This is a genomic window from Kribbella sp. NPDC049227, assembly GCF_043197265.1.
In the GTDB taxonomy this organism is placed as follows: Bacteria; Actinomycetota; Actinomycetes; order Propionibacteriales; family Kribbellaceae; genus Kribbella.
In genome coordinates this window covers 1,019,214-1,045,204 of record NZ_JBICST010000001.1, presented here as the reverse complement: position 1 = coordinate 1,045,204, position 25,991 = coordinate 1,019,214, and the positions used below count along the sequence as shown (strand labels likewise).

23 protein-coding genes are annotated in these 25,991 nt (G+C 69.6%); 14 read left to right on the top strand and 9 right to left on the bottom strand.

What is annotated here, in order from left to right:
* Nucleotides 1-57 precede the first annotated feature (57 nt).
* The gene (locus tag ACGFH6_RS05295) at nt 58-1,176 is read left to right on the top strand and encodes a PLP-dependent cysteine synthase family protein (protein WP_393380656.1); all 1,119 of its coding nucleotides are present in this window, start codon (nt 58-60) and stop codon (nt 1,174-1,176) included.
* A gap of 166 nt (nt 1,177-1,342) precedes the next feature.
* Here the strand turns inward: ACGFH6_RS05295 and ACGFH6_RS05290 are convergent, their stop codons facing one another.
* Entirely contained in the window at nt 1,343-1,954 is a 612-nt protein-coding gene (locus tag ACGFH6_RS05290) for a TetR/AcrR family transcriptional regulator (protein WP_393380654.1), read from the bottom strand.
* A gap of 109 nt (nt 1,955-2,063) precedes the next feature.
* On the opposite strand from ACGFH6_RS05290, the gene ACGFH6_RS05285 reads away from it, so the two are divergent.
* Complete coding sequence (locus ACGFH6_RS05285) at nt 2,064-3,467, top strand: MFS transporter (protein WP_393380652.1); 1,404 nt, start codon at nt 2,064-2,066, stop codon at nt 3,465-3,467.
* 55 nt (nt 3,468-3,522) lie between these two features.
* Here the strand turns inward: ACGFH6_RS05285 and ACGFH6_RS05280 are convergent, their stop codons facing one another.
* Nucleotides 3,523-4,395, bottom strand: coding sequence for a 1,4-dihydroxy-2-naphthoate polyprenyltransferase (locus ACGFH6_RS05280; RefSeq protein ID WP_393380650.1), 873 nt, complete (start codon nt 4,393-4,395; stop codon nt 3,523-3,525).
* Between the two features lie 62 nt (nt 4,396-4,457).
* On the opposite strand from ACGFH6_RS05280, the gene menE reads away from it, so the two are divergent.
* The 3 genes from menE to menD are packed head-to-tail and all read left to right on the top strand — an operon-like array spanning nt 4,458 to nt 8,115.
* A complete protein-coding gene (gene menE / locus ACGFH6_RS05275; protein ID WP_393380648.1) occupies nt 4,458-5,549 on the top strand; it encodes an o-succinylbenzoate--CoA ligase in 1,092 nt (363 codons plus the stop codon).
* Complete coding sequence (locus ACGFH6_RS05270; protein ID WP_393380646.1) at nt 5,546-6,478, top strand: o-succinylbenzoate synthase; 933 nt, start codon at nt 5,546-5,548, stop codon at nt 6,476-6,478. The genes menE and ACGFH6_RS05270 overlap by 4 nt, the downstream gene beginning before the upstream one ends.
* Nucleotides 6,475-8,115 (top strand): 2-succinyl-5-enolpyruvyl-6-hydroxy-3-cyclohexene-1-carboxylic-acid synthase, encoded by a 1,641-nt coding sequence (menD, locus tag ACGFH6_RS05265; protein ID WP_393380645.1) that lies wholly within the window; start codon nt 6,475-6,477, stop codon nt 8,113-8,115. The genes ACGFH6_RS05270 and menD overlap by 4 nt, the downstream gene beginning before the upstream one ends.
* Here the strand turns inward: menD and mptB are convergent.
* From mptB to ACGFH6_RS05245, 4 genes are read right to left on the bottom strand one after another with little or no spacing between them, the layout of a single operon-like run.
* A complete protein-coding gene (gene mptB / locus ACGFH6_RS05260) occupies nt 8,102-9,523 on the bottom strand; it encodes a polyprenol phosphomannose-dependent alpha 1,6 mannosyltransferase MptB (protein ID WP_393380643.1) in 1,422 nt (473 codons plus the stop codon). The genes menD and mptB overlap by 14 nt on opposite strands.
* Before the next feature lie 50 nt (nt 9,524-9,573).
* Complete coding sequence (locus ACGFH6_RS05255; RefSeq protein WP_393380642.1) at nt 9,574-10,338, bottom strand: ABC transporter permease; 765 nt, start codon at nt 10,336-10,338, stop codon at nt 9,574-9,576.
* Nucleotides 10,335-11,330, bottom strand: a complete 996-nt coding sequence (locus ACGFH6_RS05250; protein ID WP_393380640.1) for an ATP-binding cassette domain-containing protein — start codon at nt 11,328-11,330, stop codon at nt 10,335-10,337. Before ACGFH6_RS05250 ends, ACGFH6_RS05255 begins: the two co-directional genes overlap by 4 nt.
* Before the next feature lie 58 nt (nt 11,331-11,388).
* On the bottom strand, nt 11,389-12,036 hold the full coding sequence (locus ACGFH6_RS05245; RefSeq protein ID WP_393380639.1) for a PadR family transcriptional regulator: 648 nt from the start codon (nt 12,034-12,036) through the stop codon (nt 11,389-11,391).
* 54 nt (nt 12,037-12,090) lie between these two features.
* Between ACGFH6_RS05245 and ACGFH6_RS05240 the strand changes: the two genes are divergently transcribed.
* Complete coding sequence (locus tag ACGFH6_RS05240) at nt 12,091-12,918, top strand: GNAT family N-acetyltransferase (RefSeq protein WP_393380637.1); 828 nt, start codon at nt 12,091-12,093, stop codon at nt 12,916-12,918.
* Nucleotides 12,919-12,925: 7 nt separating this feature from the next.
* Here ACGFH6_RS05240 and ACGFH6_RS05235 read toward each other — a convergent pair whose 3' ends face one another.
* Complete coding sequence (locus tag ACGFH6_RS05235; RefSeq protein WP_393380636.1) at nt 12,926-15,667, bottom strand: AAA family ATPase; 2,742 nt, start codon at nt 15,665-15,667, stop codon at nt 12,926-12,928.
* Nucleotides 15,668-15,813: 146 nt separating this feature from the next.
* Between ACGFH6_RS05235 and ACGFH6_RS05230 the strand changes: the two genes are divergently transcribed.
* The 4 genes from ACGFH6_RS05230 to ACGFH6_RS05215 are packed head-to-tail and all read left to right on the top strand — an operon-like array spanning nt 15,814 to nt 20,703.
* Nucleotides 15,814-16,314, top strand: coding sequence for a (2Fe-2S)-binding protein (locus ACGFH6_RS05230; RefSeq protein WP_393380635.1), 501 nt, complete (start codon nt 15,814-15,816; stop codon nt 16,312-16,314).
* Nucleotides 16,311-17,303, top strand: a complete 993-nt coding sequence (locus tag ACGFH6_RS05225; protein WP_393380634.1) for an FAD binding domain-containing protein — start codon at nt 16,311-16,313, stop codon at nt 17,301-17,303. Before ACGFH6_RS05230 ends, ACGFH6_RS05225 begins: the two co-directional genes overlap by 4 nt.
* Nucleotides 17,300-19,567 (top strand): xanthine dehydrogenase family protein molybdopterin-binding subunit, encoded by a 2,268-nt coding sequence (locus ACGFH6_RS05220; RefSeq protein ID WP_393380633.1) that lies wholly within the window; start codon nt 17,300-17,302, stop codon nt 19,565-19,567. The genes ACGFH6_RS05225 and ACGFH6_RS05220 overlap by 4 nt, the downstream gene beginning before the upstream one ends.
* Nucleotides 19,564-20,703, top strand: coding sequence for a hypothetical protein (locus ACGFH6_RS05215; protein WP_393380632.1), 1,140 nt, complete (start codon nt 19,564-19,566; stop codon nt 20,701-20,703). Before ACGFH6_RS05220 ends, ACGFH6_RS05215 begins: the two co-directional genes overlap by 4 nt.
* A 13-nt stretch (nt 20,704-20,716) precedes the next feature.
* Here the strand turns inward: ACGFH6_RS05215 and ACGFH6_RS05210 are convergent, their stop codons facing one another.
* Both ACGFH6_RS05210 and ACGFH6_RS05205 read right to left on the bottom strand, forming a co-directional pair.
* Nucleotides 20,717-21,334: an MBL fold metallo-hydrolase gene (locus ACGFH6_RS05210; RefSeq protein WP_393380631.1), complete on the bottom strand. Its 618-nt coding sequence runs from the start codon at nt 21,332-21,334 to the stop codon at nt 20,717-20,719.
* Nucleotides 21,334-22,605 (bottom strand): isochorismate synthase MenF, encoded by a 1,272-nt coding sequence (locus ACGFH6_RS05205; protein ID WP_393380629.1) that lies wholly within the window; start codon nt 22,603-22,605, stop codon nt 21,334-21,336. The genes ACGFH6_RS05210 and ACGFH6_RS05205 overlap by 1 nt, the downstream gene beginning before the upstream one ends.
* Nucleotides 22,606-22,747: 142 nt before the next feature.
* Here ACGFH6_RS05205 and ACGFH6_RS05200 point away from each other — a divergent pair, with 142 nt between their 5' ends.
* The 4 genes from ACGFH6_RS05200 to ACGFH6_RS05185 all read left to right on the top strand — a co-directional run bounded on the left by ACGFH6_RS05200 (nt 22,748) and on the right by ACGFH6_RS05185 (nt 25,938).
* Entirely contained in the window at nt 22,748-23,446 is a 699-nt protein-coding gene (locus ACGFH6_RS05200) for a demethylmenaquinone methyltransferase (RefSeq protein WP_393380628.1), read from the top strand.
* A 152-nt stretch (nt 23,447-23,598) separates the two neighbouring features.
* On the top strand, nt 23,599-24,912 hold the full coding sequence (locus ACGFH6_RS05195) for a geranylgeranyl reductase family protein (protein WP_393380627.1): 1,314 nt from the start codon (nt 23,599-23,601) through the stop codon (nt 24,910-24,912).
* Nucleotides 24,913-25,020: 108 nt separating this feature from the next.
* Entirely contained in the window at nt 25,021-25,380 is a 360-nt protein-coding gene (locus tag ACGFH6_RS05190) for an NADH-quinone oxidoreductase subunit A (protein ID WP_131360291.1), read from the top strand.
* Nucleotides 25,381-25,383: 3 nt separating this feature from the next.
* Entirely contained in the window at nt 25,384-25,938 is a 555-nt protein-coding gene (locus ACGFH6_RS05185; protein ID WP_360450347.1) for an NADH-quinone oxidoreductase subunit B family protein, read from the top strand.
* Nucleotides 25,939-25,991: the final 53 nt, after the last annotated feature.

The following is a 25,991-nucleotide window of genomic DNA, read 5'->3' as shown; positions in this document are numbered from 1 at the left end:
CCCGGTCGCTGAGCGTAGGAATACTCAAATCGCCCGGTTGGTCCTAGCCTGGCCCGCATGAGTGAGGCTGACGTGTGCCGTGAGGTGGACCGGCGCGACGACAAGGCGCGCGCCTGGGTGTCGGAGGCGATCCGGATCGTGGACGCCGACGCGAACCGGAGCGCGGACACCCACCTGCACGTGTTCCCGATGCCGGACGCGCTGGGCGTGGACCTGTACCTGAAGGACGAGTCCGTGCACCCGACCGGCTCGCTCAAGCACCGGCTGGCCCGGTCGCTGTTCCTCTACGCACTGTGCAACGGCTGGATCGGCGAGGGCACCACGGTGATCGAGGCGTCCAGCGGCTCGACCGCGGTCAGCGAGGCGTACTTCGCCCGCCTGCTCGGGCTGCCGTTCGTGGCGGTGATGCCGCGCTCCACCAGCCCGGAGAAGGTCGAGCTGATCGAGTTCTACGGCGGCAGCTGCCACTTCGTCGAGCGGTCCGGCCAGATCTACGGCGAGGCGAAGCGGCTGGCCGAGGAGACCGGCGGCCACTACATGGACCAGTTCACCTACGCCGAGCGGGCCACCGACTGGCGCGGGAACAACAACATCGCGGAGTCGATCTTCGACCAGCTCCGGTTGGAACAGCACCCGGTGCCGAGCTGGATCGTCGTCGGTGCCGGCACCGGAGGTACGTCGGCCACCATCGGACGCTACGTCCGCTACCAGCGGCACGACACCTCGGTCGCGGTCGTCGACCCGGAGAACTCGGCCTTCTTCCCGGCGTTCGAAGCCGGCGACGACGACTACTCCACCGGCCGCCCCTCCCGAATCGAAGGCATCGGCCGGCCCCGGGTCGAACCGTCGTTCGTCCTCGGCGTGGTCGACCGGATGATCTCGGTCCCCGACGCCGCCTCGATCGCCGCGATGCGCTTCTGCTCGCGGGTCACCGGGCGGCTGGTTGGCGGCTCGACCGGGACGAATCTGTGGGGCTCACTAAGGCTGGCCGCGGAGATGCGGCGTACGGGCGTCCGCGGCAGCATCGTCACCCTGCTCTGCGACAGCGGCGAGCGCTACGGCAACACGTACTACGACGACGCCTGGCTACGCACGAGCGGCATCGACATCACGCCGTACGCCGCCACCCTCGAGACCTTCGCCACCACAGGCCGCTGGCGCGAACCTGGCGAATAGTTCTTCCCCAGCCCCGCTGGTCACGGGGTTTCGACGCGGGCGAGGATGATCGCGTAGCGGCACTCGGCGTCGCTGGTGTTGGCGATTCGCGCTCAGCGGTCGCGTTGGTGAGTGCCGCGGATCCACCGGGGCGAGATCGGCGGGGCGCTCGGCGCCACGCCAGCTGCTAGGCAGGCGCTCCATCGTCCCGGCGGCATGGGGGAGGTTGTGCTCGCAGCAATCGGTCGACCAGTCCGTCGACGTAGTCGGGCCTCAGGGGGGTCGCGCCGAACAGCACCCGGATGTACATCGGGGCCAGGATGTGGTCGAGCACGCCGAGCGCGTCGGGTGGGTTCTCGCCGCGTTCCCGAGCGCGATCGAGCATGGACTCCAGCAGGCGAGCGCGTTCGCCGAGGAAGTCGTCACGCGCTCGCAGGCCGGCTTGGCCACTACTGGTCAGGGCGATGGTCAGGCGCAGCACCGCCAGGCCGTCGGGTCCGGTGATCTCGCGGGCCACGGCGGCCGCATACGCGCGCAGGTCGCCGGCCAGGCTTCCGGTGTCAGGCATCGGCGATCGCGCGTTGAGGCGCGTGAGCGCCACATCGGTGAGCAGCGTTTCCAGGCTGCCCCACCGGCGGTAGATGCTGCTGTCGGCCACGCCCGCGTGGACGGCGACGTCGCCGACGGTGAAGTTGCCGTAGCCGCGTTCGCCGACCAGCTCGGTGACGGCCTGGTGGACTGCCGCGCTGACCCGAGCGCTGCGCCCACCGGGTCGTCGGGCTCGCTGTCGATCGTCCATGACCCACCTTAACGCAGTAAGCGGTTGCGTTTGTGTGTGAGTCGCCGTACGGTTCCTTAACGCAGTAGACAACTGCGTTTGGATGCCAACGGGCAGAAGAGGAGCGGCTTTGACCGCGTACGAAGACACGGCGACGGCTGCGCCGGTGGGTCGATCGAGCCGGGCCGCGTTGCTTGCGCTGACCTGCTTGGGCCAGTTCATGGTGCTGCTCGACAACACGATCGTCGGCGCGGCGCTGCCCGACATGCGGCAGCGATTGCACACCCAGTTGACCGGCCTGCAGTGGATCGTCGACGCCTACGTTCTGCTGGTTGCCATGCTGCTGCTGTCCGGCGGAGTCCTCGCCGACCGATTCGGCCGCAAGCGGGCGTATCTGGCGGGTGTCGCGGTGTTCACCGCAGCATCCGTACTGTGCTCCCTCGCACCGTCGATCGGTTGGCTGATCACCGGGCGGGTGTTGCAGGGAATCGGTGCCGCGGCGCTCAGCCCGGCCTCCCTGGCGTTGCTGGCCTCCGCATATCCCCTGCCTCAGCAGCGAGTCAAGGCGATCGGGCTGTGGGCCGGCATCAGCGGCATCGGTCTGGCCGCCGGGCCTGTGGCCGGCGGAGTGCTGGCAGAGGCCTTCGGCTGGCCGGCCATCTTCCTCGTCAACGTGCCGATCGGCGTCGTCCTGCTGCTGGCCGGCTGGCGCGTCCTGGGCGAGTCCCGCAATCCGAGCGCCCCCGCGGTCGACATTCCTGGGACGATCCTGTCTGTCGCCGGGGTAGGGGCGCTGACGTACGGGCTGATCGAGGGCGGGTCCCGCGGCTGGACGTCGCCGGTGATCTTGGGCAGCTTCGCCGCCGCGACCGTATTACTCGCCTGTTTCGTCGCAGTCGAAGGCCGTCGGCGCGCGCCGATGCTGCCGCTGCGGCTGTTCCGGCAGCGGCTGTTCACTGCGGCCAACACGGCGATGGTCGTGGTCGGGTTCGCACTGATGGGCTCGACGTTCTTCTTCTCCCAGTTCTTCGTGTACGTGCAGGGCAGTTCGATTCTGCAAGCCGGCCTGCAGACCCTGCCCACCTCACTCGCGATGGTCTTCGTCAGCCCGTACGCGGGCCGACTCGCCGCGCGGTACGGCTTCCGGATCGTGGTCACCATCGGGCTGGCGCTGGCCGGGCTGGGGCTGCTGACCCTGGGCATGGTGCACGCGGACACCGGCTACGGCAATGTGTGGTGGCGGCTGGCAGTCGTCGGCATCGGCTTCGCGTTGACGATGTCCCCGCTGACCGGCGCTGCCATCCAGGCGGTCAGCCCGCAGGAGGGAGGTCTCGCCTCGGGGATCAGCAGCACCACCCGGCAGATCGGCGCGGTGCTCGGCGTCGCGCTGCTCGGAGCCATCGTCCGTGCCAGGGAATCCGGCGGCGGCTCCTTCGAATCCGGCCTCGACAGCGCCTTCGCCGTTGCCGGCGCCGTCACCCTGATCGCCGCCGTCTTCACCGGCCTGCGGCTGACGAGGTCCGACGCCACGTAAGCCTGACCAGGACCGCGCGTCCGCAGATCCCGGTTCGTCACCGCACGGGCAGAGATCAGCCGCCGACGGCGAGGCCGATGGCCAGGCCGACGGCGTACAGGAGTTCGGTGAGGCCGGTGCCCTTCAGGACGGGGATGAGGGCTGGGCCGACTGCGTCGCTGAGGACTACCCGGATGGACTGGACGGCCAGGGGGATGGCGATGAAGGCCAGTAGGGTCCAGGGGGTTGCGATAGCGGAGACGGCTGCCAGGACGAACGCCAGTACGACGAGGGCGGCGTACAGGCGGCGGGAGTTTGCTGCGCCCAGGACCACGGCGAGGGTGCGTTTGCCGGTGACGGTGTCGGTGGGGATGTCGCGGAGGTTGTTGGCGACCAGGAGGGCGCAGGCGATCGACCCGATCGAGACCGCACCGGCCACGGCCGTCCAGCTCAGCGTCTCCGCCTGGACGTACGTCGTACCCAGTACGGCGACCAGCCCGAAGAAGAGGAAGACGCTGACCTCACCCAGCGCCCGGTACCCGTATGGCCTCTTCCCACCCGTGTAGAACCACGCACCGAGCAGAGACGCCGCCCCAGCGACCAGCAGCCACCAGTTGGACGTGGCGGACAGGATGACCCCGAGTACGGCGCCCACGCCGAAGCAGGTGAAGGCTGCGGTCTTCACCTGTCCCGGAGTGGCGACCTTGGAGCCGACCAGGCGCAGTGGGCCGACCCGGTTCTCGTCGGTGCCGCGGATGCCGTCGCTGTAGTCGTTGGCGTAGTTGACCCCGATCTGCAGCGTCAGAGCGACGCCGAGCGCGAGCAGCGCCTTCCACCAGACGAAGCCGTCCAGGTACGCGGCCGCACCGGTTCCGACGAGGACAGGGGAGATCGCGGCGGGCAGCGTGCGTGGGCGCGCGCCTTCGATCCACTGGGCAGGGGTGGCCATGACCGTCGATTCTGTCAGCCGCGAGTCGGAAGTCCGAAGCCGGGCCGTACGCTCGGAGTGACATGTCTAGCCTGCGCCTGGTTCCCGGTACGCCGGATGCTGTGTTGTCCGCGTTGAGCGGCGTACTGGACGGCAGTGGTACGCCGTTCGCTCCAGTACCGTCCGATCCGGCCGCGGCGGCCCGCGTCAAGCAGGCAGCCGCACCGGACGAGCCGCTGGAGGACGGCTGCGCTGTGGTGCTGACCACATCAGGGTCGTCCGGTGAACCCAAGGGCGTACTGCTCTCCCGCGACGCCCTGCTCGCGTCCGCGATCGCAACGCACGCCCGTCTCGGCGGACCGGGGCAGTGGCTGCTCCCGATGAAGCCGTACTTCGTCGGCGGCCTGCAGATCCTCACCCGCTCGGTGGTGGCCGGCCAAACACCGGTGATGCTCAGCGAGAGCTTTACCGAGGCGGCCGCATCGATGACTGGCTCACGCCGCTACACCGCGATGGTGCCCACGCAGTTGGCGCGCTACCTGGAGACCGATCTGGACGCGCTGCGGTCGTTCGACGCCATCATCATCGGCGGCGCCGCCACCCCGGCTCCGCTGAAGGCCCGTGCCGCCGAGGCGGGGGTGACCGCGATCCCGGCGTACGGGATGACCGAGACAGGCAGTGGCTGTGTGTACGCCGGTGAGCCGCTGGACGGTACGTCGATCGCGCTGGACGACGGGCGGGTCCTGATCAAGGGCACCACGCTGTTCTCCGGGTACCGGCTGCGGCCCGAGCTGACCGCGGAGGTGCTGCGGGACGGCTGGTTCCGGACCCAGGACCGTGGCGAGATCCTCGACGGGCGTCTGCGCGTGATCGGCCGGATCGACGACGTGGTGATCTCCGGCGGGGTGAACGTCACCCTGACCACCGTCCACGCGCGGCTACTGGAGCATCCCGGCGTGAAGGACGCCGTAGTGCTGGGAGCGCCGGACGCGGAGTGGGGGACCAGAGTGGTCGCCTTCGTCGTCGGAGAGCCCGGCCGCGACGAGCTGCGGGACTTCGTCGCGGAGACACTGCCGCGGACCTGGGCGCCACGCCAGGTGGTTGCCCTGGACACCTTGCCGATGCTTGCCTCGGGCAAGGTCGATCGGCAGCGGCTGCTGGAGACCGTGCGGTGATCACGTACTCGATCGGTCTGAAGAACAAGTTCCGTGGCATCACCGTGCGCGAAGGCATGCTGTTCGAGGGCCCGGCGGGCTGGGCCGAGTGGAGCCCGTTCCTGGACTACGACGACGCCACCTGCGTTTCCTGGCTGCGGGCCGCCCGCGAGGCGGCTGTCGACGGCTGGCCGGCGCCGGTGCGGGACGTCGTACCGGTGAACTGCACTGTGCCGGCGATCGGTCCGTCGAAGGCGGCGGAGATCGTCCGGGCGTCCGGATGCGGCACGGCCAAGGTGAAGGTGGCCGAGCCGGGGCAGACGCTGGCGGACGACCTGGAGCGAGTGGAGGCCGTGCGGGACGCCATCGGCGCGGGCCGCGTGCGGATCGACGCCAACGGCGCCTGGTCCGTGGACGAGGCCGTGAAGAGCCTGAAGGAGCTGGCCCGCTTCGACCTGGAGTACGTCGAGCAGCCGTGTGCCGCCGTCGAGGACCTGGCCGCGGTACGACGGCGTGCCGAGGTACCCGTGGCCGCGGACGAATCGATCCGGCGGGCCGAAGACCCGCTGCTGGTGAAGAAGCTGGAGGCGGCGGACATCGCCGTACTCAAGGTGCAACCGATCGGCGGAGTCCGTGCCTGCTTGGAGATCGCCGAGCAGATCGGACTACCTGTGGTGGTGTCGTCCGCACTGGAGACGTCGGTGGGGATCGCCGCCGGCGTCGCACTGGCTGCCGCCCTTCCGGACCTGCCCTACGCCTGCGGTCTCGCCACGGTGTCGATGTTCACCAGTGAGGTCGTCGCGGAGCCGCTGCTGCCGGTGGACGGCCTCCTGCCGGTCAGACGCGTGCGGCCGGACGTGGCGCTGCTGGCCGCTGCCCGTGCGGACGCGACCAGGACCGCGGTGTGGGAAGAACGCATGACCCGTGTGCAGAAGAGGAGTGCCGGATGAACCCGTCCACAGCGTTCGCGACGGTGGTGGTCGACGAGCTGATCCGGAACGGTGTGCGCGAGGCTGTGGTCGCCCCCGGCTCGCGCAGCGCCCCGCTGGCGTTGGCGTTCGCCGCTGCGGACCGGGAGGGGCGGCTGCGGCTGCACGTCCGGATCGACGAGCGTACGGCGGGCTTCCTCGCGATCGGCCTGATCCGCGGGACCGGTCTGCCGGTACCAGTGGTGACAACCTCCGGCACCGCGGTCGCCAACCTGCACCCGGCGGTCCTCGAGGCGTCGCACAGCGGTCTGCCCTTGATCGTCCTGAGTGCGGATCGCCCGCCGGCGCTGCGGGGGAGCGGCGCGAACCAGACGACGGATCAGTTGAAGGTGTTCGGCTCCGCCGTACGGCTGTTCCACGAGATGGGTACGCCGGTACGTGAGGTCGGGCAGGTGGCCTACTGGCGCTCACAGGTTGCCCGCGCCGTGGCCAACGCGGTGGGAGCGCGGTCTGCCGATCCGGGCCCGGTGCAGCTGAACTGCCCGTTGTCAGAACCGCTGGTGCCCACCGACGGTCCCGACTGGCCGGAGTCGCTGGCTGGTCGTAGTACCGGGCCTTGGACTGCCGTGCACGCGGCCAGCGGACCGCCGACGGCGGTCTCGCCTGGCCCGAGGACGGTGGTGGTTGCGGGCGATGGTGCGTCGCAGGCGGCGCGGCTGGTGGCAGAGGCGGGTCAGTGGCCGTTGTTCGCCGAGCCGTCCAGCCGGGCACGGACCGGTCCGGCGGTCATCTCGGCGTACCGGTTGTTGCTGCAGGCAAACGCTTTGGCAGGCGAGATCCAGCGGGTGCTGGTGTTCGGACACCCGACGCTGTCCCGGCCGGTCTCCAAGCTGCTGGCCCGTCCGGACGTCGAGGTGGTCGTCGTCTCACCGATCGGCCTGTGGCCGGACCCGGCCCGCCGCGCCGCGTCTGTCGTCACCGGGCTGAAGGTCACCAGGGCCGACACCACCGACTGGCTGGAGCGCTGGCAGCGGGCGGACCAACTCGCCCGCCCGGCGATCGACAAGGTCGTGACGGACGGCCTGACCGGTCCGGGCGTCGCCGCCATCGTCGGTGAGGCGGTCGGCGCGGACGGCATGCTCGTGGTCGCCTCCTCGAACCCGGTGCGCGATCTCGACCTCGCCCCGGTGGTCCCGATCCGGACCATCGCCAACCGTGGCCTGGCGGGTATCGACGGCACCATCTCGACCGCCGTCGGCGCTGCCCTCGCGAACGCCGGGCCGACGTACGCGCTGATCGGCGACCTGGCCTTCCTGCACGACTCCAACGGCCTGATCATCGGGCCCGACGAGGCGCGGCCGGACCTGCGCATCGTGGTGGTGAACGACAACGGCGGCGGCATCTTCTCCACCCTCGAGCAGGGCGATCCGACCCACGCCACCCACTTCGAGCGGGTCTTCGGTACACCCCACAACACCGACCTCAGTGCGTTGTGCGCCGCGACCAGTACGCCGTACACGCTCGCGGAAACGCCAGAAGCCCTCCGTGCCGCACTCACCCGCACAGTCGCCGGTCTGGACGTTGTCGAAGCCCGGATCCCGCGCACCACTCACCGGCCGGTCACCGAGGCGCTGGTGGCAGCACTCAGCCAGCAGTAACCGCGACCCGGGCCTTCTTCGAGGGCTGCAGCGTGCGCAAGTGGTTGAGCAGTGGCGCGATCGTTGCGATCGCCAGTGCCGTGGTGGTGAGGATCGGGATGGTCGCACCGCGCAGTGACGAGTTGAGTGGCGCGGCGATGGTGAAGATCAGGCTGACCGCGGTGATGGTGGTGGTCAACCGCCGGCCGGGCCGGGCAACGGCCAGGAACGGCAGACACCACAGGAAATACCAGTCGTGCGCCGTCGGCCCCAGCAGGACGACGGCCAGCAGGGCGATGCCGACAGCCCGCGCCGCGTGATGGATGGACGACCGCAGGCTCAGTACGGCGATCAGCGTGACAGCCAGGACCATACCGACCAGTCGGACGATCTGGAGCGACTGCTGCGCGGCGGTGTCCTCGCCCAGCCACTCCAGTACGCCGGACGCCGCCATGCCGATCAGATTCGCGATGGAGAACGGCGAGCGGACCAGCCCAGGTACGTCGAGCGCACCCAGCCACCCGGAGCCCACACCGGTCAGTTCGCCGATCGTCACCAGCGTGAGAACCGACACCGCGCCCGCGATCACCAGACTGGCGAAGCGGAGCGCCCGTCCGGCCAGCGGACTCATCACAGCGGCGATGGCGATGACCACTAGCCCACCAGGTAGCTTCACCGCGGCCGCAGCACCTGCGATCACAGCCGCCGTACCCCAGCGGCCGGTGAGGGCCAGAGCGAAGGCGCTGCAGGCCAGTCCGAGCATCAGGATGTCGTTGTGCGCGGCGCCGATGCCATGCGTGATCAGCATCGGGTTGGCAACCACCAGCCAGGTCGCGATCGCCGGATCGACGCGGCAGGCCGTCGCCAGCCGTGGCACGGCCCAGGCGATCAGCACGATGCCCAGCACCGCGAGGAGCCGGTGGGCCAGCATCAGCACGTACGGATCCATCGTGAGGTGTGCCACCAGGCCGCCGTACGCGAGTGGCAGCGGCCCGTACGGGGCTGGAGTCTGCATCCACATCGGATCGACCGCTTCGACGATGTGGCCGGACAGTACGCCGGGGCCGACCTCGTACGGGTTGTACCCCTCGGCCACCAGTGCGCCCTGCGCCGCGTAGCTCCAGGCGTCCCGGCTGAACAGCGGCGGGATGAGCAGCAGCGGTGCACTCCAGTACGCCGTCATCCGCAGCAACGGTGTGCGTTGCCCAGTCATGACCTGGCGCCCCGCCGACAGCCAGGCCCAGGCCATCAGCCCGAGCCCGGCCACCATGAACGTGAGTCCGACCATCCGGCCGGCCAGAGTGGTCCGCAGGTCGCCGGTGATCGGAAGCTCCGCCACCCATGACGAAGGCGGCACCACCGAGGTCACCAGACTCGCGACGGCGACGACGGCGGAGCCGACCACTCCACGGATCATCGGCGAGCGCACAGCCGGAGGTTAGGCAGGCCGGGCGACTCGCCGATGAACAACAACTTGCGTCAGGCGGATTCCTTGCGGAAGGTGCGGGCCCCGACGGCCAGTCCGACGACCGTCAACAGCACGACCCAGAACAGACCCCACAGCGAAGACGAGCTGCTGATGTCGCCGCGGAACAGCGAACGGACGCCGTTCACCACGTGCTTCAGCGGGCTGATGTCGGACAGCCGCTGCAGCCAGGTCGGGCCGATCTGCATCGGCAGCAGGATGCCGGACAGCAGCAGCAACGGCATCGCGATGCCGTTGAGCAGCGGGGCCAGTGCGTCCTCGCTCTTCGTGATGAGCGCGACGGAGTACGACAGTGAGGCGAAGGTCGCACCGAGCAGGGCGACGATCACCAGCGACAGCAGTACGCCGCTCCACGGTGCCCGCAGGCCGAGGGGGATCGCCGCGACGAGCAGGAGGATGGACTGGACCACGAGTACGACGACGTCACGCAGTACCCGGCCTGCCATCAGGGCGATGCGGGACGCCGGTGTCACCCGGTCGGCCTCGATCACACCGGCCCGGTACTCCGCGATCAGGCCGAAGCCGACGAACATCGCACCGAACATGCCGAGCTGGACGATCAGGCCCGGGATGAACACCTGATAGGCGTTGGTGGTCGCGCCCTGGCTGATCTGTGCGGTGATCGGCTTCAGCAGCGGGCCGAACAGGAACAGGTACATCAGCGGCTGGCTGAGCATCAGGATCGACCACATCGGGTTCCGCAGCGACAACCGCATGGCCCGGTGGAACACGATCCAGGTCTCGCGAAGCGTGGTCATGCCACCGCCTCCTGCTTCTCCTCGGTCTGAGCCGGGGTGATGTCCTCGTCCCGCAACGACCGGCCGGTCATGCTCAGGAACACGTCGTCCAGCGTCGGGCGGTGCACCTCGACCCCCTGCAGTTCGATGCCCTGGGCATCGATCGAGCGGAGCAGACCGGGCAGCACCGACCCGCCGCGCGGGATCCGGAAGCCGACCACGTCGCCGTCGGTCTCCACCTCGACCGCACCGTCCAGTTCGCTGACGATCTTGCTCACCGTCGGCGCCCGGCCGGCATCGGCCAGACTGAGCCGGACCGCGTCGCCGGAGACCTGCTGCTTCAGCGCCTCAGGGGTGCCGGCGGCAACGATCTTGCCGTGGTCGATGACCAGGATCCGGTCGCACAGCGCGTCCGCCTCGTCCAGGTAGTGGGTGGTGAGGAAGATCGTCGCGCCGCGATCGCGCAGGCCGCGGATGTGCTCCCACAGGTTGGCCCGCGCCTGCGGGTCGAGGCCGGTGGTCGGCTCGTCCAGGAAGATCAGCTTCGGCTCGTGGATCAGCCCCATCACGATGTCGAGCCGGCGCCGCTGGCCGCCGGACAGCGTCTTGCACTGCCGCCGCCACAGCCCGGGCAGATCCATCTCCTCGAACAGCCGCTGACCGTCCGCGGCGGCCTTGGCCTTCGGTACGCCGTACAGCCGGGCGTGGTCGACGACCTCGTCCCCGGCAATCGCCTCGGGCAGTGTCGACCCGCTCTGCGGCACATAGCCGATCCCACGCCGTACGCCGACCGGGTCCTTGGCCAGGTCGCAGCCGGCCACCGTCGCGGTCCCGCTGGTCGGCTGGATCAGCGTGGCCAGCATCCGCAGCGTGGTGGTCTTGCCGGCCCCGTTCGGGCCGAGAAAGCCGACGATCTCCCCGTCGGCGACATCCAGATCAACCCCCTGCACGGCCTGTACCGGCCCGCGCTTGGTCTTGAAGGTGCGGACAAGTCCGCGAGCTTCGATCATCATGCGGACAGTCTGAGTGATCAACATTGACTAGTCAATGTTGATTAAAACTCGAACCAGGTCACTCCCCGGAGCGGTCCGGGCCGTCGCCGGAGCGGTCGGGGATCTCGCGCCAGTGGGTGACCATGCCGGGGTACGGTTCCCAGTCGGTGGGTTCGCCGGCGAACGCGTAGGCGCCGTCGGCGACCCGTTGGTGGAACTCCCGGGTCCACTCCAGCTCGCCCTTGTCCCGGGCGGTCGAGATGCGGAACATCTCGACCACGTGGTTGGGGGTGGCGGGGTCCTCGAGGATCTGGCGTTCGGAGAAGGGCTCGGCCTTGAGCCACGACTCCACCTGGGTGATGCGGGCCTCCAGGGCGGCCAGGACCTCGTCGCGGCGCAGCGACCAGAGGAAGGCCAGTGCCGCCTGCATCTTGTCGGGGTGGAAGCTGTCGACCGTCCAGAGCATGCCGCGCAGCAGCGAGAAGTACTCCGTCTCGCCGTCGCTCGTCAGCTTGTAGGAGGTGCGGCCCGGCCGCTGGCCACTCTCCTCGAGCTCCTGCAGGTAGCCGTGCTTGGCCAGCGTCCGCAGCCCGGTGTAGATCGAGCCCGGGTTGATGTTGGCCCAGTCCTGCACGTCCCAGGTGAGCAACTCACGACGCAACTGATAGCCGTAGGCCGGCTGGAAGATCCGCACGACCCCGAGCAACAGCAACCGCGTGGTGGACATGCTCGCAGTGTAAATCCGGGCGACCCGAACAGCGTCGAGGCGTACTCTCCGGGCATGGATGTGCGTGTGACGACCGACCCGGCCGCGTTCGAGCAGACCGTCTTCCCTTTCCTGCAACGCGATCCGGTGCTGCACACGCTCATCCTGTCCAACGTCCGCCGGCGCGCGACCGGCACGGCCCGCACCGAGTCCGGGCCGTCGTACTTCGTCTCGGTGCACGACGGTGAGGTGGTCGGGGCGGCGATGCGGACCCCGGGGCGGGCGGTCTACCTCGGCGCGCTGCGGGCCGACCTCGCGGAGCCGGTGGCCGAGGCGTACGCCGACGTACTGCCGGAACTGGACGGAGTCGCGGGCGATCGGCCCGCGGCCACGCGGTTCGGGCAGCGGTGGTGTGAGCTGCGCGGCGGTCAGGCGACCGAGACGATGGCGACCCGGCTGCACAAGCTGGGCACTCTCACGCCACTGACCGCCGATGCCGGCCAAGCGCGCTTGATGCGCGCGGAGGATCTCGATCTGGTCGGCGCCTGGGGAGCCGAGGGGTTCCCGCGCGAGTTGCGCACCGGCTACCGGGAGTGGGCCGAGCAACACCTGGACCAGCAGACCATGTGGATCTGGGACGTCGACGGTGTGCCGGTGAGCATGGTCGGCTACCGCCACCCGACGTTCGGGGTGAGCCGGATCGGCCCGGTCTACACCCCGCTAGACCGCCGCCGGCATGGGTACGCCGGAGCGCTCACCAGTCACGTGTCCGCGCTGATCCTTGCCCAGGGCAACCAGGCGTGCCTCTACACCGATCTGTCGAACCCGACGTCCAACAAGATCTACCACCAGGCCGGATACCGTCCGGTGGCCGACTTCGTCGACGTGGAGTTCGCCGCCTGATCGCCGGTCAGTGCGGATGGAGTCCATGGCGTGAGGTGATGCCGAGCTTGGTGTAGATGTTGCCGAGGTGATACTCGACGGTGCGGGGGCTGAGGAACAGCCGGCTGCCGATCTCGGGGTTGGAGAATCCGTCGCCGGCCAGGCGGGCGATCTGGCTCTCCCGGGCGGTGAGTTGGCTGGTGGTGGCGGGAGTGCGTTTGCGGGCGGTTTCGCCGGTGGCGAGGAGTTCCCGGCGAGCGCGTTCGGCGAAGGCTTTTGCTCCGATCTCGGTGAACAGGTCGTCGGCGGTGTGGAGTTGTTCACGCGCGTCGTTGCGGCGGCGGCGGCGCCGGAGCCATTCGCCGTACAGGAGGACGGCACGGGCGAGGTCCGTGCGGACGCGGGTCCTGGCGAGTCGCTCGATCGCCTCCCGGTACAGGGGTTCGGCCGTACTGTCGTCGCTGACCAGCGCGCGGGAGCGGGCCTCGATCCCGAGTGCCCAGTCGGTACCGCTCGCGCTTGTCATCTCGATGATCCAGCCCAGGGTTTCCTTCGCCGCCTCGAGTTGCCCGCTGCGCACGGCCGCCTCGACGAACTCGGTCGCGGCCCAGTTCACCGCGCCCGGGGTCCGTACTACGGGAGCGTTGACCCGGCCAAGGGCGCGGTGCGCAGCCGCCATCGCCTCGCGGTAGCGGCCGAGGCCGTTGTTGAGCACCGCGTTCGCCCGTTCGGCGACGACGACCCCGATGCCCTCGCCCCGGTGGGTCACGTCCGCGATGGTGGCTTCGATCCCGGTGGACGCCTCGGCGCGCTCACCGCGCAGAGCGGCAACGGCGAGTGCGCCGTACGGCGCCGGGTTGCTGCCGGTCGCCTCGGTCACGGTCTGGATCTCGTCGACGAGCGCTCCCGCGGCGCCGAGATCGCCCGCGAACAACAACAGGTACGCACGCATGCTCAACGCCAGCGGGAGCTCACTCAAGGCGCCGGTTGTGCGGGCGAGGTCCAGGTACCGGGCGGACAGATCGTCCCAGCACTTGTCCGCCCACAGATGCAAGGCAGCGACGCAGGCCAGCCACGACCAGCGCAGCTCCTCCGCCGCGGACATGCCCTCGCCGAACGAGGTCACTGTCCGCAGCAACAGCGGGACGCCGGCCGCGTAGCCATCGGTGATGTTGGCGGCCAGACCGGCCAGGAGGAGGTCCGGCGGAGAGGGCTCTTGCGGCCGGGGCGTCGTACTAGCGGCGCGCGCCACGGCCAGCAGGTTGCCGTCCGGACCGGCCAGCCGGTCCGCGAACATGGCGGCCTTCAGTGCGTCCAGGTATGTCTCCCGGGACAGCGCGATGTCGATCGGCTCGAGGCGCTTCGCGGCCTTGAGCAGCAGCGGCGCGGCATCCCGGCCCCGGTTGGTGGCGAAGGCGACCTGGGCACGCAAGAGGTCGACACGAGCCTGTTGCAGTTCGCTGAGCGGTCCGGCTTCGGCCATCACCAACAGCTCCAGCGCCGCATCGAACGCCCCGGACTGGCTCTTGGTCTGCGCCGCAGCCAAAGCCCTGGCGGCCCGCTGCGCCGGATCGGCGGTCAGCCTCGCGGAGCGTTCGAGGAACGCCGCGGCTGCGGCCAGGCCGCCGCGGGCCTGGGCGCGGCCGGCGGACTGTTCCAGTTCCGCGGCGACGGTGTCGTCAGGTCCATTCGCTGCGTGGGCGAGGTGCCAGACACGGCGGTCGGCGTCGCGCGTCGGATCGGTGACGTCGGCCAGCGCACGGTGCGCCTCCCAGCGTTCCTCCTGCGTCGCCTCCCGATGGATCGCCGAGCGCACCAACGGATGCCGGAAGGTGATCCGCTCGTGGAACACGACCAGGCCGTCGAACTGCGATGGATCGACCGTGTCGACGGCGATGCCCAGTCGTTGCGCGGCACGACGTACCAGGGCGGCGTCCCCGGCCGGTTCGATCGCGGCGACGAGGAGCAGCCGGCGGCTGTCGGACGGCAACGGTGCCAGCCGGCGCTGGAACGTGTCCTCGATCCGATGGGTGAGCTGCTGCGCGTCGGGCAAGCCGAAGCCACCGGCGAGCTCGGCGTAGCTGAGGTCCTGAGGTAGTTCCAGCAGTGCGAGTGGGTTTCCGCGTGTCTCGGCGAGGATGCGGTCGCGGACCCGCTCGTCGATGGGTCCGGGGATCGCCGCGCTGAGCAGCTCGCGGGCGTGTTGTGGCGGGAGGCCGCCGACCTCGAGCCGGGGCATGCCGGAGAACGGCTCGTCGTCGGCCGAGTCGCGGAGGGCGAAGACGATGGCGACGGACTCGGCCATCAGCCGGCGGGCCACGAAGGTGAGAGTTCGTGCGGAGGTGTCGTCGAGCCATTGCGCGTCGTCGACAGTGCAGAGCAGTGGTTCCTCGGCGGCGGCGTCGGCCACCAGGCTGAGGACGGCCAGGCCGATCAGGAAGCGATCCGGTGGCGGACCGGTCCGGAGGCCGAAGGCGGTGCCGAGCGCGTCACGTTGCGGGGACGGAATGTGGTCGAGCCGATGCAGCAGTGGTGCGCACAACTGGTGCAGACCGGCGAAGGCGAGTTCGGATTCGGCCTGGACGCCCGCCGCCCGGATGACCCGGCAGCCGGACGCCTCGGCCACGAGGTAGTCCAGCAAGGCCGACTTGCCGATCCCCGCCTCCCCACGGATCACCAGGGCCTGGCTCAGACCGCTCCGGACGTGACCGAGGAGGTCGTCGAGCTGGCGGCGCTCGGCGTACCGATCAACCAGCCGATCAACCAGCATGGTCTGAAATTAGCCCGGTTCGATCCCCGGGGCCAGGCTGCTTGATTGCCCCGGGCCCAGTAATCCGGCCCCGGGACTCACGGATACGAACGCGGTACGACGCGGGAAGACTTCGGCTGACCACCAGCACGGAGGTACGGCGCGCCATGACGAGTGTGGAAGAAGCAGTGACGAAGGTCCCGGTGCCGCTCCGAATCAACGGCCGGCAGCACGTCGTCGAACTCGAGCCGCGCGTCAGCCTGCTGGACGCGTTGCGTGAGCACCTGGATCTGACAGGTAGCAAGAAGGGCTGCGACCAAGGGACGTGCGGGTCGTGCACGGTGTGGATCGACGGCCGCCGGGTGCTCGCCTGCCTGACGCTGGCGGTCGCCGCCTCGGGGCACGAGATCGTCACGATCGAGGGGCTCGCCGACGGCGACGAGTTGCATCCGATGCAGCGGGCGTTCATCGAGTACGACGCCTTCCAGTGCGGCTACTGCACGTCCGGCCAGATCATGTCCGCGATCAAGGTGATCGAAGAAGGCAATGCCGGCACCGACGACGACATCGGCGAGTTCATGAGCGGCAACATCTGCCGGTGTGCGGCCTATCCGAACATCCGGGCGGCCATCCGGCACGTCCGCGACGCGGCGGGAGGAAAGTCATGAGGCCTCTGACCTACAGCCGGGCCGCGGATGTGCAGCACGCGATCGCGCTGGCCACCGCGAACCCGGCGAGCGCGTTCCTCGCGGGCGGAACCACCGAGGTGGACCTGATCCGGGCCGGCCTCTCCCACTCCAAGCACCTCGTGGACATCAACGAGCTGCCGCTGCGCGGAGTCGAGGACCAGCCCGACGGTGGCTTGCGCATCGGGGCTCTCGCGCGGATGAGCGACGTCGCGCGTACGCCGGCTGTCATCGAGCGTTACCCGGCGATCTCCCGGGCCTTGCTGCTGGGTGCCTCGGAGCAACTGCGCAACATGGCGTCGATGGGTGGCAATCTCCGCCAGCGCACCCGGTGTGTCTACCTGCGCGACGGCGTCTCTCCCTGCAACAAGCGCGAGCCGGGGTCCGGGTGTGCGGCGCTCGACGGGTTCAACCGCGGCCACGCGATCCTCGGTACCAGTGAGCACTGCATCGCAACTCATCCGTCCGATGTCGCGGTCGCTCTGGTGGCGTTCGACGCCGTCATCCGGACCGTCGGGCCGGCCGGCGAGCGCGCGATCCCGTTCGACGACTTCTTCCTACTCCCCGGCGACACGCCGCAGCTCGAGCATCCGATCGCCCCGGGCGAGCTGATCGTCGGGATCGACGTACCCGGAGCGCCGATCGCCCGCGGCTCGGTCTACCTCAAGTTCCGTGACCGGCAGTCGTACGAGTTCGCCCTGGTGTCGGTCGCGGCCGCGATCGAGGTCGAGGCCAACGTGGTCGCGGGCGTGCGGATCGCCATGGGCGGCGTCGGAACGAAGCCCTGGCGGGCGCGCCGGGCCGAGGCGGCCCTGATCGGAAGCCCGGCGAACGAGACGTCGTTCCGGCAGGCCGCCGCGGTCGAGCTGGCGGAGGCCGTCGTACGGGAGCACAACGGGTTCAAGGTCGAGCTCGCCCAGCGGGCGATGGTGCGCGGCCTCGTCCACAGTTTGAACGGGAGGCGGTCATGATTGCCGTCGGTACGCCGGTCACCCGAGTGGACGGCCCGGCCAAAGTCACCGGCGCGGCGCGCTACTCCGCCGAGATCAGCCTGCCCGGCATGACCTATCTGGCCGTGGTGGGGGCTACTGTCGCCAGCGGGCGAGTGACAGCGATCGACGCCGACGCCGCGCGGGCCACCGAGGGCGTGCTGGCCGTGCTCAGCCCGGAGGATCTGCCGAAGATCGCCGCCGAGCCCCATCTGTTGCCGTCCCTGGTCGGCGGCCCGGCTCCGGGCGAGAGCTTCTTCCCGATGCAGGACGACGTCGTCCAGTACGCTGGACAGCCCGTCGCGCTGGTGATCGCGGAGGAGTACGAACAAGCGCACCACGCGGCGTCGTTGGTGCGGGTCTCGTACCAACCGGCCAAGTCGATCACCACGATCGACGAGGGCCGCGACCAGGCGTACGAAGCGCAGCGGCTCTTCGGCGGCCTGATGCCGGCGCGCAGCGAGCGCGGCGATGTCGAGGCCGGCCTGGCCGGAGCGGACGTCCGGGTCGAGGTCGCCTACAGGATGGCGGCCAACCACCACAATCCGATCGAGGCCCCCTCGACGGTGGCGACCTGGGACGGCGGCAACCTGACGCTCTACGAGTCGACCCAGGGCATCCGCGCCACCCAGCAGACCGTGGCCCTCCTGCTCGGTCTGCCGACCGCCCGCGTCCGGGTGATCACCCGGTTCGTGGGCGGCGGGTTCGGCGCCAAGGCGATGGTGTGGCCGAACGTGACGCTCACCGCGATGGCCTCGCGGCACGTCGGCCGGCCGGTGAAGCTGATGCTCACCCGGCCGCAGATGTTCACCTCCAATGGGCACCGTGAGGAGCAGGAGCAGCGGATCACGCTCGGTGCCGCGCGGGACGGGCGGCTGACCGCGATCCGGCACGAGAAGTTGTCGATCACCTCGCCGTTCGACGACTGGGCCGAGCCGGCGACCGGTGTCTCGTCGCAGCTCTACGGCTGCCAGAACTACCTCGGCATTCACCGGCTGATCAAGGGCAACACGATGACGCCCACCTTCACCCGCGGCCCGGGTGAGTCGCTTGGCGTGTTCACACTGGAGACGGCGATGGACGAGCTCGCCTACCAGCTCGGAATCGACCCGGTCGAGCTGCGGCTGCGCAACCACACGCCGGTCGACCCGTTCGGCAATCCGTGGTCCAGCGACGGGCTGGTGGAGTGCCTTCGCCTCGCCGCCGAGCGGTTCGGGTGGTCCGGACGCAACCCGGCTCCACGGACGACCCGCGACGGCCAGTGGCTGCTCGGCACCGGCGTGGCGGCTGCGGCGTACCCGATCGCGTTCTTTATGCCGCCGCAACGCGCACGGGCCCGGATCTTCGCCGACGGCAGCGCGATCGTGCAGACCTCGACGCAGGAGTTCGGCACCGGCGTACTCACGATGGCCACCCAGGTCGGCGCCGACGCCCTCGGCGTCGCCCTGCGCGACATGGAGTTCCAGGCCGGCGACAGCGACCTGCCGAACAGTACGGCGGCCGTCGGCTCGGCCGGTGCCGGCATGGTCAGCTCCGCGGTCCACGCAGCCGGTACGGCGCTGCGCGACCAGCTGATCACGTTGGCCGTCGGCGATGAACAGTCGCCGCTGCACGGAGCAGGACCAGGCTCGGTGAAGGTGGCGGACGGACACCTCACGGCCGCCGAACGTCCGGGCGCGGTCGACACGTACCGTGAGCTGCTGTCGCGCAATCACCTGTCCGACGCCGAGGCGCTCGGCACGTGGCGGCCGCCATCCTTGGACACACCGCACGGGCTGCTCACGTTCGGCGCGCAGTTCGCCGAGGTCGCGGTCGATCCCGAGCTCGGTCTGGTCCGTGTGCGCCGGCTGAACGGCGCGTTCGCGCCCGGGCGAGTGCTCAACCCGCTGCTTGCGCACAGCCAGCTGATGGGCGGCATGCTGTGGGGGATGAGCCAGGCGCTCCTCGAGGGCAACCACATGGATCCTCGCTACGGCCGGTGGGCGGAGACGAACCTCGCGGAGTACCTCGTACCGGTCAACGCCGACGCCCCTGACGTCCACGTCGACTTCGTGGACGTGGACGACGAATTGGTCGGCCCGCTCGGTGCCAAGGGCGTGGGCGAGATCGGACAGGTCGGTGTCGCGGCCGCCGTCGCGAACGCGGTCTTCCATGCGACCGGTCGCCGGATCCGCAGCCTGCCGATGGCGCCTGAGCTTGTGATGGACCCGGAGCTGGTGACGGATCCGGTCGCGGGAGGGCAATGAGCGATACCGGGCCGGCGGGCTCCGCGGTGCCCGCCGGCCGCTCCCGGCTCCCGGAACGACCGCCGCTCTCGCAACCACGCAGTACCGGCTCGCGAGCGTCGCGGCAGCCCGCACTCGGGCTGCTCGGCCTGCTGCTCGTCATCCCGGTAGCGGTGGCGCTGGCGATCGGTGCCGGCGGCGGCGAAGGATCGATCCGCGTCCTCGCACCGCTGGTGACGTTCTCCCTGCCACTCGTCGTGATGATCGCGTTCTGGTGGGAGGACTGGCCGGGCACCCGGCTGCGCAGTAGCTGGTCCGGCTGGGCCGACACCGTGCTGATCATCGCGGGCGCGATCGTCCTGACCGCGATCGGTCAGACCCTGGCCGGTCGGCTCGATCCCGCGGCCCTGTTCGATCCCTCACCCGGTCCGGGGCACGTACCGACGTTTCCGGCGACCATGCCGCTCGCCGGCCTGGCGTTCGTCCTCACGCTCCAGATCACGCTCGTCGGTGAGGGCTGGCCGCTGCGGCGCCTCCACCCGCTGGTCGCCGGTCCGATCGCAGTCGCGATCGGCTGGGCCATCGCGATCGTCGCCTACCTGACCGTCGTGGAGATCGAGTCGCCCCCGGGGTCGGACGTGATCGCGCGGGACGGGCCGGTGCCAGGCGCCGTACTCGGCGCGACGCTGGTCCTGATCGGCGCCTGGCAGGTGCTCTTCTCCGTCGTCTGGCGCGGATGGCCGTTCGCGACTGTCGCGAGTCGAGCGACTCGCCTCACCATCGGCCATGTGACGGTGATCGGCGGCGGGATCCTCAGCTACGTCGTCCTGCATGAACTGCTGGGGCTAACTCCTGCGCGCATCACCGCGCTCAGCGGCTGCTGCATCGCCGCCGGCCTGCTGCTGGGCATGCTGTTCGAGGGCTGGTTCGGCAATCTCGGTCCTGCCGTCGAACGCGTCGTCCTCTTGCTGGCCACATTCGCCGTAGCGGCCCTGTTGGCGATCTCCTTGCAGGCAATCGCCGACAGGGCCATGCACCTGCCGCCCAGGACCGCCGACGACTGGGTCGGCCACGCCGCCCTCAACGCCCTCGCCACCGCGACCATCCTCCACGTCGCGATCGGACGCCGCTGGCCTTTCCCGAACCCCGCCGAGTAGCGGCAGTTCAGGGTCAGCCGATGTCCAGCGTGTCGCCCGGGGCGAGGGCGTGGTACGGGCGCTCGTTGGAGTTGAGGAAGCGGCCCATCATGCCGAGGCCGAGCTGGCTGAGCAGGGCGTCGTGGATGCCGACGAGCTGCTCGGACTTGATCTCGCGGGCGTAGCCGACGGCCGGTGGAAGCGCGAACCACGGGCCGGAGATCGGCACCAGGTTGGTGTGGACCGCGCGGTCCGGCTGGGTGAAGGAGTCGCCCGGGTGGTACACCGCGTCCTCGATCAGGAAGCCGATGTTCTCGCACGGAACGCCCAGCTCCGGCAGGATCACCGCGTGGTCCTTGCCATAGGCACTGACCTGGAACCCGGCCGCCTCGAACGACTGCCCGCCGGCCACCACGTTCACCCGGTCGCCCAGCTCGGTCAACTGCTCGGCGACACCGGAGTTGGTGTAGACCGGCGCGTCCAGCGCCTTCACCCGATCGATGTCGATGTGGTCCTGGTGCTCGTGCGTGACCAGGATCGCGTCGGCCCGCTCGAACGCGGCGTCCTCGCTGAACGATCCCGGATCGACCAGCAGCACCTTCCCGTCCTTCTCGATCCGCACACAGGCATGCGTGAACTTCGTGAGCTTCATCAGTCTCCCAACGCGTCTCTCATCGGAACCAGCTTGGCGTTCGTTTCCGCCAGCTCGGCGACGGGATCGGAGCCCGCCACGATGCCCGCGCCGGCGAAGAGCCGCATCCGGCGTGGGTTGTCCGGGTCGGCCTGGCCGCAGCGCAGTGCGATGCACCACTCGCCGTCGCCGGCCGCGTCCATCCATCCGACCGGTCCGCTGAACCGCCCGCGCTGCATCCCCTCGATCTCACCGATCAGGTTGCGCGCGACCGGTGTCGGCGTACCGCAGATCGCCGCGGACGGGTGCAGCGCAGCGGCGAGGCCGAGCGCGGACGCTCCGTTCGCCGCGACACCGGCCACGTCCGAGGCGAGATGCATCACATTCGGCAGGTGCAGGACGAACGGGGTCTCGGGCACCTGCATCGACTTGCAGTGCGGCTTGAGCGCCTCGGCCACCGACCGTACGGCGTACTCGTGCTCCTCGAGGTCCTTGCTCGACCGGGCCAGCGACGCGGCCAGCGCCAGGTCGTGCGCGTCGTCCCCGGTACGGCGGATCGTGCCGGCCAGCACGCGGGACGTGATCAGGCCCTTCTCCCGCCGGACCAGCAGCTCCGGGGTGGCACCGATCAGGCCGTCGACGGAGAACGTCCAGCAGTTCGGGTACGCCGCCGCCAGCCGGCGCAACGGCCAGCGCAGGTCGATCGGCTGCTCGGCGATCGCGATCAGGTCGCGGGCGAGCACCACCTTGTCCAGCTCACCTGCCGTGATCCGCTGCACCGCGTCCGCGACGATGCTCGACCAATCCGTTCCGGACCGGGCTCCGTCGGAGAACGTCACGTCGTACACCGGGTGCGGCTCGTTCGCGACCAGCTCGGGCGGCGCGGTCAGCGAGCTGGCCGGCGAGATCGTGGTCACCCAGGTGGTGCCGCCGCGGCGGCCGACGATCACCTCGGGAACGACCAGCTCACTCGGGTCCTGGTCGGTGAACCCGAACGACCCGAAGCAGACCAGTCCCGATCCTGGTACGCCGACCTCGTCGCGGATCACGGCGGCCGCGACCAGCTCCTTCCACCAGGACACCGCGTCCTGGAAGCGGTTGCTACCGGCAACATCGAGGCGGGCCGCGACGCCCCAGCCGACGTGGCCGTCGCCACGTCGTACCCAGGCCAGGCCGCCCTCGGTGGGCAGATGGTCCATCAGTTGCGCCGACACCGCGTCGACGGGCTGGCTGCGGATCACCAGATGGGGCGCCGGCTGATGACCGGATCGGACCGGGTCAGACAAGCTCACGGCACCACTCCTCGCTAGCGCTCCGGCCCCGGGTCACGGCGGCCGGTCGGCGTACTGGAGATGCACTCACGAGATGCAAGCGTATGCCTGCCCGATGTCCAGCGAGTTTCGGCGCCCGTCTGGCCCGTGATGAACTAGACAGGTGACCCGCGCAGATCTGACCAAGGAACCGCAAGCCGTGGCGGCCATGTTCGACAACGTGGCCGAGGGGTACGACCGGACCAACGCGGTGGCGACGATGGGTCTGGAGAAGCACTACTGGCGGCCGCAGACGCTGGCGGAGATCGCGCCGCGCAAGGGCATGAAGATCCTCGACCTGGCCGCGGGGACCGGGGCGTCCAGCATCAGGTTGCGGGAGGCCGGCGCCGAGGTCGTGTCGTGCGACTTCTCGGTCGGGATGCTGCGGGTCGGCAAGCGCCGCTACCCGGACCTCGACCTGATCGCCGGGGACGCGCTGCGGCTGCCGTTCGCGGACTCGACGTTCGACGTGGTGACGATCTCCTGGGCGCTGCGGAACGTGAACGACGTCACGGTCGCGCTGCAGGAGATGCTGCGGGTGACCCGGCCGGGCGGACGGCTCGTCGTACTGGAGAACTCGCACCCGACCTGGAAGCCGTTCCGGATCGCCTACCTGGAGTACATGATGCGGGCGGTTCCGGTGGTCGCGAAGGCGGTGTCGACGAACCCGGACGCGTACGAGTACCTGGCCGAGTCGGTCCGCGCCTGGCCGGGGCAGGAGCCGCTGGCCAGGACCATCGAGGCCTCGGGCTGGACCCGGGTCCAGTGGCGCAACCTGACCGGTGGTCTGGTCGCGATCCACCGGGCGGTCAAGCCCGTGTAATTACGCAAGGAGATCTGCGCGTAATTTGCTTGCAGGCAAGGGAGTCAGGGCCGGTTTCGTGTCCGCGTCAGGCAGTCCTAGACTGTCGGGTGACGAGGCTTAGTGAATCCCTTCACGAGCGCACAGCCCCCAAAATCAGGCCGGGAATCGAGATGAGCCAGAGCGTGTCGCACGGGCAGCAGGCCGAGACCGCCGATGTGATCGTCGTCGGCGCCGGACCCGCAGGCTCGGCCGCCGCGTACCACCTGGCCAACGCCGGCCTCGACGTCCTGCTGCTGGAGAAGACGGCCTTCCCGCGCGAGAAGGTCTGCGGCGACGGGCTCACCCCGCGCGGCACCAAGCAGCTCATCAACATGGGCATCGACATCTCCGAAGAGGCCGGCTGGATCCGCAACTACGGTCTGCGCATCCAGGGCTCCGGGCATGTCCTGCAACTGGACTGGCCGGACCTGTCCAGCCACCCGAACTACGGGCTGACCCGCAACCGGATGGACTTCGACGACATGCTCGCCCGGCAGGCCGTGAAGGCCGGGGCGCGGCTGCGTGAGCGGACCAACGTGAGCGGCCCGATCCTGGACGGCCGGGGTCACATTGTCGGCGTCACCGCGAAGCCGGTGGACGACAACGGCCGGCGGGCCGGGGACGACCTGGAGTTCCGGGCGCCGCTGGTGATGGCCGCCGACGGCAACTCGTCGCGGCTGAGCATCGCGATGGGCCTGCACAAGCGCGACGACCGCCCGATGGGCGTCGCGGTCCGGACGTACTTCACCAGCCCGCGGACCAACGACGACTACCTGGAGTCCTGGCTCGAGCTGTGGGCCGACGACCCGAAGCAGCCCGGTGGCCGCGTACTGCTGCCCGGGTACGGCTGGATCTTCGGGATGGGCGACGGCACGGTCAACGTCGGTCTCGGCATCTTGAACACCTCCGACGCCTTCGGCAAGGTCGACTACGCCGACCTGCTCAAGCAGTGGCTGAAGAACACGCCGGAGGAGTGGCAGTTCCGCGACGAGTTCCAGACCATCCCGATCCGTGGTGCCGCGCTGCCGATGGGCTTCAACCGGCAGCCGCACTACACCCGCGGCCTGATGCTGCTCGGCGACGCCGGCGGCATGGTCAACCCGTTCAACGGCGAGGGCATCCCGTACGCGATGGAGTCCGGGGCTTTCGCCGCCGAGGTCGCCGCTCAGGCACTGCGCCGGCAGCCGAACCAGCGCGAGCGTGCGCTGACGGCGTACCCGAAGGCGCTGAAGCAGGAGTACGGCGGCTATTACACACTCGGCCGGATCTTCGTGAAGCTGATCGGAAATCCGGAGGTGATGCGGCTGTGCACGAAGTACGGTCTGCCGCGCACCACGCTGATGAAGTTCACCTTGAAGTTGCTCGCGAACCTCACCGACCCGCGTGACGGGGACGTGATGGACAAGATCATCAACGGTCTCACCAAGCTCGCACCGGCGGCCTGACCGGCGGGGCGGGTGAGCTGAGCCACAGCGGTACTGATAACACAGTGCTGTTCCGAAACAGACAGAAAAAGACAGACCACCGGCTGAAGGAGAGGGAGCACGAGACCGATGCACCCTTACGTACCGATCCTCGTTCTCGGTGTACTCGCGGCGATCTTCGTGGCGGGCACGCTGGTGACGAGCGCGCTGGTCGGACCCAAGCGCTACAACCGGGCCAAGCTCGACTCCTACGAGTGCGGGATCGAGCCGACCCCGCAGCCGGTCGGTGGCGGGCGCTTCCCGGTGAAGTACTACATCACCGCGATGCTCTTCATCGTGTTCGACATCGAGATCATCTTCCTCTACCCGTGGGCGGTCGCCTTCGACCAGATGGCGCTGTTCGGGTTGGTCGAGATGGTCATCTTCATCGTCACCGTCTTCGTCGCCTACGCCTACGTGTGGCGGCGCGGCGGACTGGAGTGGGACTGAACTATGGGTGTTGAGGAACAGCTTCCGGCCGGCGTACTGCTGACCACGATCGAGGGCCTGTCCGGCTACATGCGCAAGGCCTCGTTGTGGCCGGCAACCTTCGGGCTGGCCTGCTGCGCGATCGAGATGATGACCACCGGTGCGCCGCGCTACGACGCGGCCCGGTTCGGGATGGAGGTCTTCCGGGCGTCGCCGCGGCAGGCCGACCTGATGATCGTGGCCGGCCGGGTGAGCCAGAAGATGGCCCCGGTCCTGCGCCAGATCTACGACCAGATGCCGAACCCGAAGTGGGTGCTGGCGATGGGTGTCTGCGCGTCGTCCGGCGGCATGTTCAACAACTACGCGATCGTGCAGGGCGTGGACCATGTCGTACCGGTCGACATGTACCTGCCCGGCTGCCCGCCGCGGCCGGAGATGCTGCTGGACGCGTTCCTCAAGCTGCACGACCACATCCAGCACAGCAAGCTCGGCGCGAACAAGCGGGCCGAGCTGCAGGAGCGGGAGGTCGCCGCACTGGCTGCCTCGCCGACGATCGAGATGAAGGGGCTTCTCAGGTGACCGAGCGCAGCGAGGGCACAAATCAGCAGAGCAGCCTCTCGCTCATCTGTGGA